Origin of the sequence: Leptospira perdikensis (assembly GCF_004769575.1) — a bacterium.
GTDB lineage: Bacteria > Spirochaetota > Leptospiria > Leptospirales > Leptospiraceae > Leptospira_A > Leptospira_A perdikensis.
The window spans coordinates 895,351-909,918 of record NZ_RQGA01000003.1 but is presented as its reverse complement, the minus strand read 5'-3'; the positions used below and the strand labels follow the sequence as shown (position 1 = coordinate 909,918).

Sequence of the window (14,568 nt, the reverse complement as noted above, 5' to 3'; positions counted from 1 at the left end):
TTAATAAAAAAGCGGGAGTTTATTTTCCCGCTTCTTCTATATTCTTTCTTCTGATATAAGCATCCGCTTCTTCTTCAGAACCAAGAAATTGAATCCGAATTTCTTTGAGTTTCTTTTCTTTTTCGGCTGCGGATAAACCGGCATTCTCTCTCAAAAATTCCTTCTCTTTCAATTCGTATTTGGAAATCGACTCATGAAACTTTGATTCTTTTGCCCTTTCCTCAGCCAAATTAGTTGCACGTTCTTTTCCAAAATATTTTGTTTCAATACGATTTAGATATTTTTCTTTTTCTTTTGGATCAGTAATTGCGTTAAATTCTTTATCACGAAGACTCATTTCCACTTGGTAGTGATCAAACTTATCTTCTCTGGACACGAGGGCATCGTAATAGGTTCCGTATGTTTTTTTCTTTAGGTCTTCAAATTGTTTTACGCGTTGTTCCGCAGGTAAGTTTGCCGATTGTTTGATAAAATTTTGACTCCCTTCTAAAAAAGAAACCTGGGACTCTTCCATTCCAAAAATCAAATCAGCTTTATCGTTTAGGACATCCCTACGTTTCGCTTTGATTTTTTCATACAATTCTACAAAAGATAAATCCGTTGGTTGCTCCCATTTCCTGTATTCTTCTTCGTAACGAAAATAGGATAAAAACAAATCTTTTACTTTTTCTTTATCTGGTGACTCATATTCAGATTCAATATAAGCGATGATAGTAGCGTTACATTGGTCTGGTGTATATTCTGCTTTGCACTTACGTCTAAGTGCCCAAACTTCCCAAACAAAATTGATTTTACCTGATTTCAGTTCCTCTAACAATTCTAAATAAGGTTTAGTCCGATCCTCGCGAAAAGGAGAGATGGCCTCATCCCAAAAACCTTCTCCCGTTCCGAGAGGTGAGATCCTATCCATTGCCATTTGTTCTTCTGGACTCAGTGATTGTTTCGATTGTGAAGAAGAATCTTGTTTTAAGAAGTAAAGAATACCCAAGAAAAATATAAGAACGATAACTATAATGATAATAATTTTTTTAAAATCCATTCTGATTGTATAAAAACCTAATGTGGAATCAAGATTTGAAATTGTTTAGGAATAAAAAAAGCCGGATAGATATCCGGCTTTTGTAGGAGGTTTTTATAAACCAGCTTTTGCGTTTTTTGCGATGTTTAAGTAGTGACCTTGCACATCATAGTAGTTTTGTCCGCTCCAAGCCAAGTTTGTAGCTTGTAAGTGGTCAATCCCTGTTGCAAACCAATAAGAAGAAGGTGTTCCTTTCCAAGCTCCCCACTTTTGAGAGTTCAATGGAACCACACCATCGTTACCACCACCTAAACCATAAAACAATCCACCTGCCCAAGTGATTGGGTGAGTGAGTGCCATAATTGGGTGTTGAACGAGGTCTGCCCAAGCCATTTCACTACCATAAGAGTAGTATTTGATTCCTGATTTGTTAGGTGAGTTTGTGTTAAAAGTTTTCACGTAACTTACTGTTAGTGATTTTCCCATTGCGATTACATCTTGTGGACGTCCGTCGCGGTAAACTAACTTCGCAAGTAGGCTGAGTGCTGAATTTGCGAAAGGTTGTAACCAACTTGGAATGACGCCAAGAACGATATCAGCCATTGGAGCCCCTTGGTGAAGGGAGTTGATCGTAGTCACTGTTTGTGTTTTTCCGTTAAATCCAAGATTGGATACCATATAACGAATGACAAGTCCACCTTGGCTATGGCCCATCAAATGAACCTTAGAACAACCGTTTGCTGTCATCCAAGTGTTCACTGCGGATTGAATTTGACTAGCGCGAGTAGGAATGGAGTTGGTAGCCGAACTTCCAGGAGTGGTGACTTTAGCACCTTGGCTACGAAGATAACCGTCAAGGCCTCCCCAGTACTTCACAAGTCCGCCAGCGAGACCTTGGGTATCATCAAAACCAAGGATTCCATGAACAAGTGCAATGCACTGACCATCAAGAGGACCGGCAAACAGACCGGAGGTGGGAACGGAGAGAAGGGTCGCTAAAAACCCAATCAAGATTTTCTTTTTCATATTTCACCTGAACTTTCTATGTTTTTTACAATATAAATTCATAAGAATGACATGAGTCAATAACTTATGGCAACTTTAAGTCAAATGTTTCGGAACAATGTTCTTAGTTGACACCGTATGTCCTCTCCTCTTGGGCCCTATAATAACCACTTGCCTCTTCATTTTTGATGATTTCCGCCTCTTCTCCGAAGAATTTCTTTCGTAAGGAATCCAGTTCTCTTTCGTCGTCCGAACTCATCCCCCCTTTTTTGGAGGAAAGTTGGGTGCGTTTTTCTGAATACTTCTGTTGGTTTTGCCAGATTTTCTCCCTTTCCTCTTCTAATGCATCCCATCTACCGAGAGCCGCATTGTCCATACCCATGGTTGCACGAATCTCCCGGAGAGCTGACTTCCGCTCACCAAAAGAAAGTATCTTTAGGTCTTTTTGAACAGAGACCATAAATCCTTCGGTAAATTGTTCACGTTTGTTTTCCATAATACGCGGGTATTCTTTTCCAAATTGTTCCTTAAGAGTTTGCGAGTAATTACTGAGTTTGGCATCTAAGTTTCCAGCAGGACTTTCTTTGATTCGTTTCAAAGTATCACCAATGGTAGTCATTTTCTTTTCCATCGACCAAATCTGATCAGCCTTTTCTCCAAACAAACGATACCTTTCTTTCCAAATCATTTGTCTTCTAGCTTCGTCAGACAGAAGTCCCACCTTGCTCATGTTTGATTCTCTAAACTTATTATAGTTATAAAGATTTTCTGACATTCGCATTAGTTCCAAAACTTTATTTGGGAAAGCATACCCAAGAATTTGATTTAGTACGCGAACCCAATCATTGGGATAAAGTTTGGGGAGGTCTTTCAAAAGTTCTTCAATCATCGCAATTTGAACTGCAGGATTATCGATGTTCTTTCCATATTTTTCCTGCAAAATCCTTGCGATCTCCTCAACGGAGTATTCCATTAATTTGTGATCGGAATAATCTTCTGGCAAAGAAGGAAGTTCGCGAGGATCAAATGTTTTTCCTTCTGTTAAGATGGATTCAAAGTCTTTTTGGTTTTTGTCTTTTCCTGAACGTAGAAAAAGGATGCCGATGAAAAGAACGGATATTGATATTAGAACAATGTATAAGATTTTTTTATTTTTAATCATAATGGAAATGAATGAGTGTAAATTGATTTTTGGACAAAAGCACCGTTGGCGGCAAATATTTACCGCCAACGTATCTTATATTAACCGCCTTTGGTTACGATAAACTCTAAGATTGATGCATAAAATTCTTCTTCGCTAAATGTGTCTGGTGGAACACCGACTACATCCAAGTGATCTTGACTCACAACGGAAGATTTAGATGTCATTTGTGCTGATGTTGGAGCATTTAAGTTACCAACATAACCTAAACCTGTATTGACTGTAATGGTATCAAAACAAAGAGCGCATTCGTTGTATTGCAAACGATTTCCCATTTGTTGAGAATTGATTCCGACAACACCATCATCATCACCGTTTCCACGGGTTCCGTCTCCTTTTCCCGCAGCACCGTCGTTGTCACAATCATCTACACAATAACCATCACCGTCTATATTGTAGAAACCTTCTTTCAGTAAAAACAGTGCCGGATTTGTATTAAGACTGTCTTGTGCAGTAATAATAGATCCCCAGTAATTTGCAGTATTAGCATCTACATTATAATTATTGTTAAATGCTTTCATTCCAGTAGTCACACCATCAGTGGAAGAATAATCATTATACACTAATTGTTTTGCAGCAGCCACGCCATCATTTCCAGAACCATAGATTGTGTTTCCAAAAATCTTTGCGAGGGCATCAATTACAGAAGTGACACCAGGACCTAAGTCTAAAATGTATTTCGCCATTGGGGATCCTCTATGAGGACTGGACACTGATACCATTACATGAACCACTTGTCTTCCGTAACGGGCACGTAAAACAGCTGCGGCTTTTCTCGCATCAATTCCACCTTGTGAGTGACCAATGATATTTACCTTGGTGACTCCCGTAGAGGTCATATAGTTTTGAATGCGGTCTGCGAGTTGAGTTCCACGCACTTCCGAAGATTGGAAGGGAGTCACACTGGCAGCTAATGCCTTTTGTCCGGAATGGATGCTACCATTACACGCTGTTTCCAATAACTCATCACAAGGATCTCCGACAAAGGTACCATAGTCGTTACCAAAGTAGTAGTATCCCAGTAAGTTGTCGAACCCGGCAAGCCCGTGGGCAAATACTACCGGATACACTGTCTTCCTTGCACCAGCATGCACTCCTGTCGCGAAGACAAGAAGGGCGATGAGGCAAACAAGGTTTCTTTTTTTAAAGTTCATAAATCACCTCTGAACAATCTACAAACCTGTACGAAATGTACGGAAATTGTCAAGAGAATTGTGTCAAAATGTACGCATATAGTGTCATTTTGAATTTATTAGTGTTTGTACCTGAATTTTCGAAACAGATTGGACACATTCTAAGGGTTCTGCCTAAGGGGAAGAAAAAAGCGGAGAGATTTCTGGACTTAATTCGTCTACATCCGATGATGAGAATCGGTATGAGTCGATTTCAAAAATTTTTACTGACTGGAATCTGCTCCGGTATGTTCCTTACTTTTTGTCAGTGCCAAAAGAAAACAGAGAACCAAACACAAGACATTCTGATTGGAACAGCTCTCGCCTACCAAGCAGCAACCACCATCACTTGTACAAGTGATCAACTAAACAAAACACAAAATGGAAGGGTCTTCCAAACTAGTTTTGAATCTACCTCGGAATTTGTTTCGTTCTATTCGGTTCCCTCTCCTTATCAATCGGTTGCCACCCATGGCCAAAGTAGCGAACAAAAACGCACCGGTACTTATTCTCATAAAGCATCAATTCTTGCAGCAGGACCTTCTTGTTTTTATCCACAAAATTGTAATCATAGAGGGTATCCTACAATACAACTCAACAAACTTCCGTCAGGTGGGTTTAAAACCCCAGCCTTAATTGAGTTTTATGTCTATTTGGATATAAATCTGTCGAGTAACTCAGATTGGTTTAGTTTCGCTACTTATTCTGCAGATCCCAGCGACCTTTGGCGGAGAGTGGTTCTCATCAATATAGATTCAAAAAATTATGCTTATCTAATGCATGTTCCCGTTCACAATCAAAACATATACACTTACCAAAATGTAGCCCTTAGTTTTCCGCAGCGTCAATGGACAAAATTAACAACCTGTCTTGACTTTTCTCCTGCAGGTGGGATTGCCAAGGTTTGGATGGATGGAACTTTAATTTCCACAGCGAATGTTTCTGGCGGATGTGGTGTATTGGAGCAAGCTCACTTTGGATTGTATGCTTCCCCCACACTCAGTGCCGGCACTGTTTACAATGATGATTTACGAATTGAAGAAGTCTCTAGTTGTCCCTAAGGGGAAGTGAAGTTTGATTTAAAATCATATCTAAATCCATTTAAGAAGAGTTTGGGGCCGAATCCCAATGGATGGATTTAAAAACCTAACTCTTGCAAGTGTTTGACAGGAGTGAGTTCTAAAGAAGAAAAAAGCCCTTCTACTTCTTTAAAGTTTCCTTGTGGAATGTATACCTTCGAAATCCCAATGCCTGCGAGTTCCTTCAATCGTAAACTAATTTGGCCAACACTTCTCACTTCTCCCGAAAGTCCCACCTCTCCCAGAAACCCAATTTCTCGAGAAACCGGTTTGTCCTTAAAGGAAGAGGCAATGGATGCCGCAATGGCTAAATCAAGACTAGGTTCATCAATGCTAAGCCCACCGGCAAGGTTGCTAAAAATATCTGATTCGGATAATGGGAATCCTAAATATTTTTCAAGTACAGCAGAGAGTAAAATCACACGACGGTTATCTAGTCCCTCTGCCATACGACGTGCTTGTCCATAAGAGGATTTTGTAACTAACGCCTGTACTTCGACGCTAATTGCCCGAGATCCCTCCATCACGGAAGACAATACGCTGCCAGACCTTTCCTCTGATTCCGGAGAAATAAACAAACGATGGCGATCCAAAACTTGTTTCAGTCCCCCGGATACCATTTCAAATATGGCCGTATCTCCTACAGCACCGAACCTGTTTTTAACTGCCCTCAAAATTCGATAATAGTTAAACCGGTCCCCTTCAAAATACAAAACTGTATCGACCAAATGTTCCAAAACTTTGGGGCCAGCAATTTGGCCTTCTTTGGTGATATGTCCAATGAGAAAAATGGGAACTGAGGTTCGTTTGGCAGTCTCTAAAAAGATTTGGGAAGACTCGCGTAATTGTGTGATGGTCCCCGCTTGGTTGACTAAACTTTCTTTCAAGATGGTTTGAATGGAATCCACAAAAACCACTTTGGGATTTAAGTCCGAAATCATTTGTGAGATATTTTCTGCATACACTTCAGAAGAAAGTAAGATGTTTTCTGAGGTGACACCCATTCTTTTGGCACGTAGCCCAATTTGAGAAGCCGACTCTTCCCCCGAAATGTACAAAACCTTTCCTTCGTTTGCAATGTTTTTGGCAATCTCTAGAACTAAAGTTGACTTTCCAACTCCAGGCTCTCCACCAACTAACACCAAACTGCCGGGAACAATCCCACCACCAAGCACCAAATCTAATTCGCTAAATCCAGTCGTTGTCCGAATGTGAGCATCACTCACCACTGAACCAATGGATTTTGGATCAGTATACCTTCTATCTTTGGGTTTTTGAGAAACAGGAGAATCAAACCGACCCGTAGACGTATTGGCCACTTCGTCGATTTGATTCCATTCTCCGCATGTGGGGCATTTTCCTGCCCATCGACTAAAAGTATCCCCGCAGGATTTACATTGGTATTGGGGGAGTTGTTTTTTTGCCATCAGTGTTCGAACAGATTATGCACTTCTAAAAGGTCTAACTCAACTTGTGTTTCCAAAAAGGCAAAACAACGTTCGGCAAGAGCAAACCTGTTTTCTCGAATCATCATTTCGGTGAGGATAGACTCAAGAGCAATTAAAAACCGAACATCAGTAGAAGCGTAATCCACTTGGTCTTTGGTAAGGATCTTTTTTCCCCAATCAGAACTTTGATTTTTTTTATCAATGTTTTCTTCGAAAAACTCACGAATGAGTTCCTTTAATCCATGTTTGTCGGTGTAGGTTCGAGCAAGTTTACTACCGATTTTTGTGCAGAATACATTTTGTACTTTGATCCCAAGCCTAGCTCGAAGAAAAGTCATATCCATTCTTGCAAAATGAAAGATCTTTGTGATGTCTTTAGATTCAAATAATTTTTGGATATGAGGAGCTTCTTTTTGTCCAGGGAGAATTTGAACGAGAGCGACTTTATTTTTGGAATCGGAAATTTGAACGACACAGAGTCTGTCTCTTCTGGGATTGAGCCCCATCATTTCACAATCCACAGCCAATCGGTCATCCTTTTTAAAGGCTTCAAAAAAATCTTCGTTCAGATCTCCTTGTAAGACGACTGGTTTTATAGTTGAACGTTTTTGGGTCATAATGGCTTACTATGGAAACCACCCTAGCAAAATCATCAAATAGATTTTTCCAAGATGAAAATTCAATACAGAGTTCATAATTCCGTCACTATTTCGAAATTCCTTCCCGTTAAGGCAGGAGTTTACCAATCCGAATGTAAAAAATTCGAACTATTACTTACCTCCAGCTCCGATCCCAAAACGGGAACGATCCTCAGTCCAAAACTCATTTGGCGAGAATCGACAAGACCGGAAGTGGGATTTTCCGTGGACCATTTGGAATTGGATCTATCCGTCCTGCCTGAAGGGGGAGGTTATTCCTTATTCCAACACGGCTACCAATCCTGGTCCATCTCGAGGAAAGTGGAAAACACAAACGTAGACAAACCTCCCTTTTTATCTTTTTTACAATACTCACAAGAAAACATTTATTCCAAACATGAATCCAAAGTCGGTAAGTTCCTCTCCGAATACCTAACTCTTGTTTTTAACAAAGAAACCAAAAATGGAATTTTGTATGCTCCTATCGAACAAGGAGAATTCGGAACTAAATTTGAAGTGGTTTTCGGAGATTCGGGAAATGTAACTTCAGTTAAAGTAATTTATGACGTATATTGTTTACCAGACCTTCGCCCCAATGCAAAACTAAGCATTGCAAAAATCAAAGTCCTACCTTTTAAAGGGAACCCAGAAGGAAAACTTGCCAAATACTTTGAAGAACTTGGAAATAAAGAAGGCCCTGGAAATTTACCCAAAAAAGTTCCCACAGGTTGGTGTTCTTGGTATTATTATTACACTAAAATTGATCAAAAAACCATTTTAGATAATCTAACAAAGGTTAGAGAACTAAACCTTCCATTTGAATTTTTCCAAATTGACGATGGATACCAAAAAGAAATCGGCGATTGGCTTGAACCGAACGAGAAATTTCCTGGTGGGATGCGAATCCTTGCCGATGAAATCAAACGTGTGGGACTAAGGCCCGGGATCTGGCTTGCCCCATTTCTTGTTAGAAAAAAATCAGAGTTCTTTCGCAAATACCCTGAAGCCATCCTCAAAGACCAAAATGGAAAACCTGTCCCTGCTATTTACCAACCACTTTGGGGTAAAGGTTATACTTATGCTCTGGACATCACACATCCAACGGCACTAAACTATCTTGAAAAAGTATTTTCTACAATTGTCAAAGAATGGGGTTATCCGTATTTAAAGTTGGACTTTCTTTATGCGGGTCTTCTTCCAGGTGACGTATATAACAAAAGTTTATCGCCACAAGCTAGATATAAAAATGCTCTCGAACTCATTCGAAAAACTGTGGGTAAAAATACCTTCCTACTCGGATGTGGTGCACCCATGTTACCTTCGGTGGGAATCTTTGATGGGATGCGTATCTCTTGTGATGTGGCGCCGTTTTGGTATCCAGAAAAGTTGCGCGTTTTCTTAAAAGATAGAAATGCTCTATCTACAAGAACTGCCCTCATCAACGACATTACTCGCGCTTCTATGCATAGGCATCTTTGGTTGAATGATCCCGATTGTTTACTTGTCCGAAAAAAAAGAAACAAAATGAACGAAACACAAACCAAACTTATGGCATCCGTCATGGCAGTGTCAGGTGGAATGTTACTTGTTTCTGATGATCTAACTAAGTTAGAAACCGATCGTTTGGATCTTTTAAAAAAGGCATTCCAATTGAACAGAGAATGCCAAGCGTATACTCCAGTTCCCATTGGTATATTTGAGGAAGAATTTCCACCAGCCCTCTACAATCCAGCGGGGTATTTGGGAATTTGGAATCCAACAGAAGAAGAAAAAAATGTGCGGATCCCCATACCCCAAGGTCTCAAAACCAAAGCCCCATTTTTAGATTTTTGGACAGGGACCATGGTAGATCTTCGGATTGTGAATGGTCATTTTGAAACCACTTTACCGCCTTTTGGTTCCGTTGTTGTATCTGTTTGATCGAGAAAATTAATTGACGGGTCCTAAAATGGACTTAGAATCTTTGCAATTCGTCGTAAGAGGTTTTTTTATGCGTATGATCAAACATTTAAGTATCGTTTCCGTGATGGCGATGCTGATTTCATTTAACAACTGTTCTATCCTGGATTCTGCTTCTGGTAGTGTAAGCCGTTTGGGTGTATCAGTTTCTGATTCAGCATCTGCCCTTGTAAAATCCATATCGAACAGTATCTCTTCTATTTCCGATGAAGGAAAAGAAAAAGCAATGAATGAGTATAAAGAAGATGTAATCGCAAGTGTTGCCTTACAAATTCGTTATGAAAACCAAAAACAGGAATTGGAAAACCAACTCTCTGCAATCGCAAAATCTCATGGTATTGTGGCTTGGAGATCAAACAGTGCAACTTACATTGCTATTGGTCAAGGATTGAAACAAGCAAACCTTTCTCCTTCAGAAATGAAAGTAGTCGCAGCCGATGTAGCAAAACAAAATGTTACCGTCGCAAAACTAATCTTAAACGGGTACAACCTATAATCCAGGTCGTCTTTGGGCGGAGTCAAACCGCCCATTCCTTCTTTTTTTTACTTATCTTTTTTTTCCTATTTTTTCCTCTACATTCACAACCAAATTCAAATCCCTATGGTTTTTTATATATAGATTCCAATTCGGGTCAGTCTAGTGGCGGACATTCCGCACTGCGATTTGGTGACCGGGTTTACCATTTACAATATTCCTTTGAAGACAAAATATTTCATATTGTTCGGGAAACATGGGAGGATTTTCGTTTCCAGTATGGAGTGGTTCAAAATCGAAATATAGAATTTTATGAATGGGAACTTTCCGATCCAACAAAACGTTTGTTACGACAAAAATGGAATGAACTTTATCTGGTACAAGAAACCCATATCCAAAACCAAAAAAAGTTAGAACAGGAATGGGAAACCTCCCTTACTTCAGTAAGGGATGAGAAATCCACCTTACCCATTTCAGGATTTGGTTATTTTACAAATATATCTGATCCTGATTCTCCGATTCCCAATCTTTTTTCTTTTTCCAAAGAAGAGAAGGATATTTTGGAACGCTCTATTCTCGAATGGAAAGAAGTAAACCATTCAAATCAACTAACAACAGAAGGCGAATCATTACCAAAAACAGACTCACCATACCGCCTTATCCATAGCATCCAAACAGATACAGAACGTTTGACTGTAGCAGAAAAAAGAAGTTTTGTTCGTATGTTTCTTTTGGATCCAGTTTTACTCTACGAACCTGCCTTTTTGCGATTGGATGGATCTGCGTTTCATTTAAGTGAACCAGAGATCAAAATATGGAAAGGATATCTAACCCGTTTGGTTCAAGACTTACGTTCCTGTGTATTGGATAATGGTTGTAACGACTGGGAAGAGATGACCTTACTCCTACGGATTCTTTATACAAACAAATCAATAGCAGAAAAAACCATTATTTTCCCCAAAAAAAACTTAGATGGGTTTCAATATTTTCCCTCAATCGATTTACCCGACTCTGTTTTTTCCACCAAACAGAAAGAATACGAATTGTTATTCCAATCGAAAAAAAAGATTTTTGTTTCCGGCTATCATTCCATTCAATTTTTCAATTGGGAATCATTTCTTATTCGTTACCAAGGTTTTTTAGAATCCGGATCTGCTCCAGAAGGAATCGAATTCAATTGGGTAGGACAAAATCCATATAAAAAACAATTTGAAAATCGAGATCGGTTAGAAGAAACAGAAATTCAGAAAAAACAAAAGAACTTTGAATCATATACAAAAGGAATTCAAAATCTTTATTCTTACCATTTAACCCATCAAAATTGTACATCAGAGCTTTTTCGTTATATGAATGAAATGTTTCCAGAGGGTCGTATTGGGAATGAAACCATTTGGAATCCATTATCGAGTGGGATGATGAGTTTTAATTTTATACCAGCGGTGGCAGCATGGAAACTCGAGTCCAATCCAGGTACCAAACAAAAAAATATTTACCCTTCTTACCGAAACTTAAAGAGAAAAAAAATAACAGGGTATATCGAAAAACATTTTAAAGATGGATTCGTCCCAACTTCAAAAATTTATAAACCAAATCCTATCGATCATCCCTTTTTATTTTTTACTGAAGAAACAATATGGAACCGCCCCCTTTTAGGTTTGGTCAATACTGTTTTCGGGATTGGATATACTGGAGTGGGGATATTCAGTGCACCATTTGACAAGGGAAGTCGGTTTTCCAAAGGAACAGAATCTGTATTTTATAGCCTTCCAGAACTTGTGTTTTTTAATATCCGTAAAGGGCATTTTCCTTTTATTGCAGCAGAAGAAATCCCAGAAGAGTATTATACAAAAGAATCCTTATGAAAACAGTATTTTTATACATTCCTTATCTTTTCCTTTTTGGTTGCCAATTTCTTCCTACAAAACCTTGGTTCCTTCCAGGCGAAAAAAATGTTTATCTATTCATTTCTATTCTTTTTATCCTCTTCCAATCCTTTACCCTATATGGAATAAAACATAACATCAATTTGGTGAAAAAATGGAAACCCTATGTTCCCCAAAATTGGATTTTGGCACTTTTATTCTTTATTTGTTTAGTATTATTTCCCATTCGGAACATGGATTGGGGGGATGGACTTTTATTACTCGAAACGAATCTCTTAGAAACCAAACTTTTTGGATTCCAATTTACTTTAGATGAAATCCTAGAAACGGTCCTTCATAGCCAAATAACAAATTTATTTTCTAGTTTTGGTTTCCCTGAGGACCCAAGAATTTCATATACATTTTTATCCCAACTCGCAGGAATTGGAATGATATTTGGTTTTTTATGGACTGCCAAAAAAAAACATAAATCAAATTCCCTTTCAATTCTCATCTTATTCTCATCAGGTGGAATTTTACTCACTTTTGGATATGCTGAAAATTATACACTGGTGACAGTTTGCCATCTTCTTTTATATATTTTTGTTTCTAAATATGTTCAAAACCCAAAAGACAATGATCTTTTGTTATATGGAACAACTGCTATTGTGGCTCTCTCTATGTTGTTTCATTTGGTTTCTGGATATTTGGTGATTTTATTAGTTTATTTATGGTACACACATTCCCCAAAAGATAAAAAATTAAAACACTTAATCCTTTGTGCTGTTTTGGGTTTAAGTATTCTCATTCCTTGGTTTTTATACTTTTTATTTTTCCATGACCCAGCTATTGATCGTAATAGTACACACTTAATTCATCCGCCTTTTTATCCCAAAAATCGACTCGTATCACTCAATCATATCAAGGAAATCCTTGCAGTGTTGTATTGGAATGCCGCAATCGCAACTTTGTTTTTACTCCATCAGTTTTTCTCTTATAAAAAAGAATGGAAAGTTTTTATTCATAAATCGGAAAACAAAACCATTCTCGTTGTTTGTTTTGCTTTTTTTCTGCATGGTTTTTTTCACAATCCACAATTAGGTTTCCCTGCAGATTGGGATCTAATGGGATTTTATTGGTTACCTATAACCTTTCTTGCCCATCAGTATTGGATTCAATTACAAGACATCAAATGGGAATGGATCCCAAATTTTTTATTTGGAACCGTAATGGTCATCTTTTCAGCAATCACACTCAACAAGTCAAATCCAGAAAAAGAACTCCTTTGGGACGTGACTAAAACAACTATTCAAAGTTATGTGACAGAAAATAAATTTTATATCGATAGTTTAACCAAAGAAGATAAAAAATTTTTTGCGAAGGGTGATTTTCTATTTTATAAAGGCGAGATGATTACAAATAAACTTTGTGACTTTCCAGAAAAACAAGAGATCATAAAAAAAATGAAATCACACAGAAAGGAATGGAAACAAGGATTTGACAGTGGGAACTTTAAATCGAAAGAAATACTAGGTCAATTTCTGACTGAGGCAACCAAAACTAACTTGGAATACATCAAATCTCTAGAAGTAAATAAGATATGTCGTCCGATGCTTTAGAAGATGTTTCTAAGTATTGGATATAATTTGTAATTTCTGTTTTCATATTGTCTACTCTAGTTGCCCCACCGGGAAGTTGAATCAGAGTTTGCACTAAAGGATGGGTGCTTGAAGCAAGTAATCCATCCGAATATAAAAATAGAATATCTCCTTCTTCTACTTGGATTTCATTTTCTGCAAATTCCATCTCTTTGAGGATACCTAAAATTTGACCAGACTGGTCTTGCAGAATCAAAGGGGCACGAGTTTCTTTTTGGAAAACGAGGGGAAAAGGATGACCTCCCCTTGCATAAGTAATTTTTTTCTTTGGATGATCGACTACGATACTAATAGCAGTCATACTATGAGTACCAATTTCATTACAAAGTTCCCGATTCAAACGCGAAAGTAACTCAGCAGGTGACACAGTTGTAGTGCGCACCAATTCTTTATGAATGGTAGTCATAAGAATGGCAATGAGTCCTGAAGTTACACCATGGCCTTCAATATCCCCCATCAAAATTAAGGTGCGGTCTTCATCCAAAGGAAGGACTTGAAAAAAATCACCAGATACAAAACTTACAGGTTTGATCTCAGAAAAAATCTTATGACCAATTTGAGGTAAATTCATGGTTCGTGTTTGGATTTTGGCCGCAAGACGAAGATCTCGTTTGATCGACTCATCCATCGATTCTTTATCTTTTAAAAAATTATAATATTCAAATGCTCTGGAAATTGCAGCTTCAATCGACTTTGTATGAAAAGGTTTTAGGATAAAATCAGAAGCGCGGTGGTAAAGTGAAGAAACAACCGTTTGTATGTCATGTTCCCCTGTCATCATCAGGACTTGGGTTTTGGCATCATAAGCTTTGATTTTAGGTAAAAGATCAAGCCCAGAAGTTTGGGGCATATTGACGTCCAAAAACACAATTGGATTTCTTTCGCCTTCGAAGTATTCCAAACCTTGGAGAGGGTTTGTAAAGTAACGGACAAAATATCCCAATCCATTGATGATGAGTTCCAAAGTTTCACAGATCTCTGTATCATCATCTATGATTAGAATCTCGGGTTTAAAAGAATATTCGGACATCTACTATAGGTATCGGCTTTTTA

The 14,568-nt window shown here is 38.3% G+C and carries 12 protein-coding genes; 5 read left to right on the top strand and 7 right to left on the bottom strand.

The window, feature by feature from the left end; genetic code table 11:
- Window positions 1-19 precede the first annotated feature (19 nt).
- From EHQ49_RS05590 to EHQ49_RS05575, 4 genes are all read right to left on the bottom strand, one after another.
- Entirely contained in the window at window positions 20-1,039 is a 1,020-nt protein-coding gene (locus EHQ49_RS05590; protein ID WP_135577139.1) for a lipase secretion chaperone, read from the bottom strand.
- 93 nt (window positions 1,040-1,132) lie between these two features.
- The gene (locus EHQ49_RS05585) at window positions 1,133-2,044 is read right to left on the bottom strand and encodes an esterase/lipase family protein (RefSeq protein WP_135577137.1); all 912 of its coding nucleotides are present in this window, start codon (window positions 2,042-2,044) and stop codon (window positions 1,133-1,135) included.
- Window positions 2,045-2,147: 103 nt separating this feature from the next.
- Window positions 2,148-3,185, bottom strand: coding sequence for a hypothetical protein (locus EHQ49_RS05580; protein WP_135577135.1), 1,038 nt, complete (start codon window positions 3,183-3,185; stop codon window positions 2,148-2,150).
- An 80-nt stretch (window positions 3,186-3,265) separates the two neighbouring features.
- Window positions 3,266-4,378 carry an esterase/lipase family protein gene (locus EHQ49_RS05575; RefSeq protein WP_135577133.1) on the bottom strand — a complete coding sequence of 371 codons (1,113 nt, stop codon included), beginning with the start codon at window positions 4,376-4,378 and terminating at the stop codon, window positions 3,266-3,268.
- A 221-nt stretch (window positions 4,379-4,599) separates the two neighbouring features.
- On the opposite strand from EHQ49_RS05575, the gene EHQ49_RS05570 reads away from it, so the two are divergent.
- Window positions 4,600-5,457, top strand: a complete 858-nt coding sequence (locus tag EHQ49_RS05570) for a polysaccharide lyase (RefSeq protein WP_244241363.1) — start codon at window positions 4,600-4,602, stop codon at window positions 5,455-5,457.
- Between the two features lie 77 nt (window positions 5,458-5,534).
- Here the strand turns inward: EHQ49_RS05570 and radA are convergent, their stop codons facing one another.
- Window positions 5,535-6,902: a DNA repair protein RadA gene (radA, locus tag EHQ49_RS05565; protein ID WP_135577131.1), complete on the bottom strand. Its 1,368-nt coding sequence runs from the start codon at window positions 6,900-6,902 to the stop codon at window positions 5,535-5,537.
- A complete protein-coding gene (locus tag EHQ49_RS05560) occupies window positions 6,902-7,540 on the bottom strand; it encodes a ribonuclease D (RefSeq protein WP_135577129.1) in 639 nt (212 codons plus the stop codon). The genes radA and EHQ49_RS05560 overlap by 1 nt, the downstream gene beginning before the upstream one ends.
- Before the next feature lie 54 nt (window positions 7,541-7,594).
- On the opposite strand from EHQ49_RS05560, the gene EHQ49_RS05555 reads away from it, so the two are divergent.
- From EHQ49_RS05555 to EHQ49_RS05540, 4 genes are all read left to right on the top strand, one after another.
- Window positions 7,595-9,481, top strand: a complete 1,887-nt coding sequence (locus tag EHQ49_RS05555) for a glycoside hydrolase family 36 protein (protein WP_135577127.1) — start codon at window positions 7,595-7,597, stop codon at window positions 9,479-9,481.
- 76 nt (window positions 9,482-9,557) lie between these two features.
- The gene (locus tag EHQ49_RS05550; RefSeq protein WP_135577768.1) at window positions 9,558-10,016 is read left to right on the top strand and encodes a putative lipoprotein; all 459 of its coding nucleotides are present in this window, start codon (window positions 9,558-9,560) and stop codon (window positions 10,014-10,016) included.
- 263 nt (window positions 10,017-10,279) lie between these two features.
- A complete protein-coding gene (locus EHQ49_RS05545; protein ID WP_341867068.1) occupies window positions 10,280-11,857 on the top strand; it encodes a hypothetical protein in 1,578 nt (525 codons plus the stop codon).
- Window positions 11,854-13,476 carry a glycosyltransferase family 39 protein gene (locus EHQ49_RS05540; RefSeq protein ID WP_135577125.1) on the top strand — a complete coding sequence of 541 codons (1,623 nt, stop codon included), beginning with the start codon at window positions 11,854-11,856 and terminating at the stop codon, window positions 13,474-13,476. Before EHQ49_RS05545 ends, EHQ49_RS05540 begins: the two co-directional genes overlap by 4 nt.
- Here the strand turns inward: EHQ49_RS05540 and EHQ49_RS05535 are convergent.
- The gene (locus tag EHQ49_RS05535; protein WP_135577123.1) at window positions 13,433-14,545 is read right to left on the bottom strand and encodes a SpoIIE family protein phosphatase; all 1,113 of its coding nucleotides are present in this window, start codon (window positions 14,543-14,545) and stop codon (window positions 13,433-13,435) included. The genes EHQ49_RS05540 and EHQ49_RS05535 overlap by 44 nt on opposite strands.
- Window positions 14,546-14,568 lie beyond the last annotated feature (23 nt).

Bases quoted from the DNA above. Each gene is read 5' to 3' on its own strand.
- radA (WP_135577131.1), bottom strand. From the start codon at position 6,902: ATGGCAAAAAAACAACTCCCCCAATACCAATGTAAATCCTGCGGGGAT.
- EHQ49_RS05570 (WP_244241363.1), top strand. From the start codon at position 4,600: ATGAGTCGATTTCAAAAATTTTTACTGACTGGAATCTGCTCCGGTATG.
- EHQ49_RS05575 (WP_135577133.1), bottom strand. From the start codon at position 4,378: ATGAACTTTAAAAAAAGAAACCTTGTTTGCCTCATCGCCCTTCTTGTC.
- EHQ49_RS05560 (WP_135577129.1), bottom strand. From the start codon at position 7,540: ATGACCCAAAAACGTTCAACTATAAAACCAGTCGTCTTACAAGGAGAT.
- EHQ49_RS05590 (WP_135577139.1), bottom strand. From the start codon at position 1,039: ATGGATTTTAAAAAAATTATTATCATTATAGTTATCGTTCTTATATTT.
- EHQ49_RS05555 (WP_135577127.1), top strand. From the start codon at position 7,595: ATGAAAATTCAATACAGAGTTCATAATTCCGTCACTATTTCGAAATTC.
- EHQ49_RS05580 (WP_135577135.1), bottom strand. From the start codon at position 3,185: ATGATTAAAAATAAAAAAATCTTATACATTGTTCTAATATCAATATCC.
- EHQ49_RS05585 (WP_135577137.1), bottom strand. From the start codon at position 2,044: ATGAAAAAGAAAATCTTGATTGGGTTTTTAGCGACCCTTCTCTCCGTT.
- EHQ49_RS05550 (WP_135577768.1), top strand. From the start codon at position 9,558: ATGATCAAACATTTAAGTATCGTTTCCGTGATGGCGATGCTGATTTCA.
- EHQ49_RS05535 (WP_135577123.1), bottom strand. From the start codon at position 14,545: ATGTCCGAATATTCTTTTAAACCCGAGATTCTAATCATAGATGATGAT.
- EHQ49_RS05540 (WP_135577125.1), top strand. From the start codon at position 11,854: ATGAAAACAGTATTTTTATACATTCCTTATCTTTTCCTTTTTGGTTGC.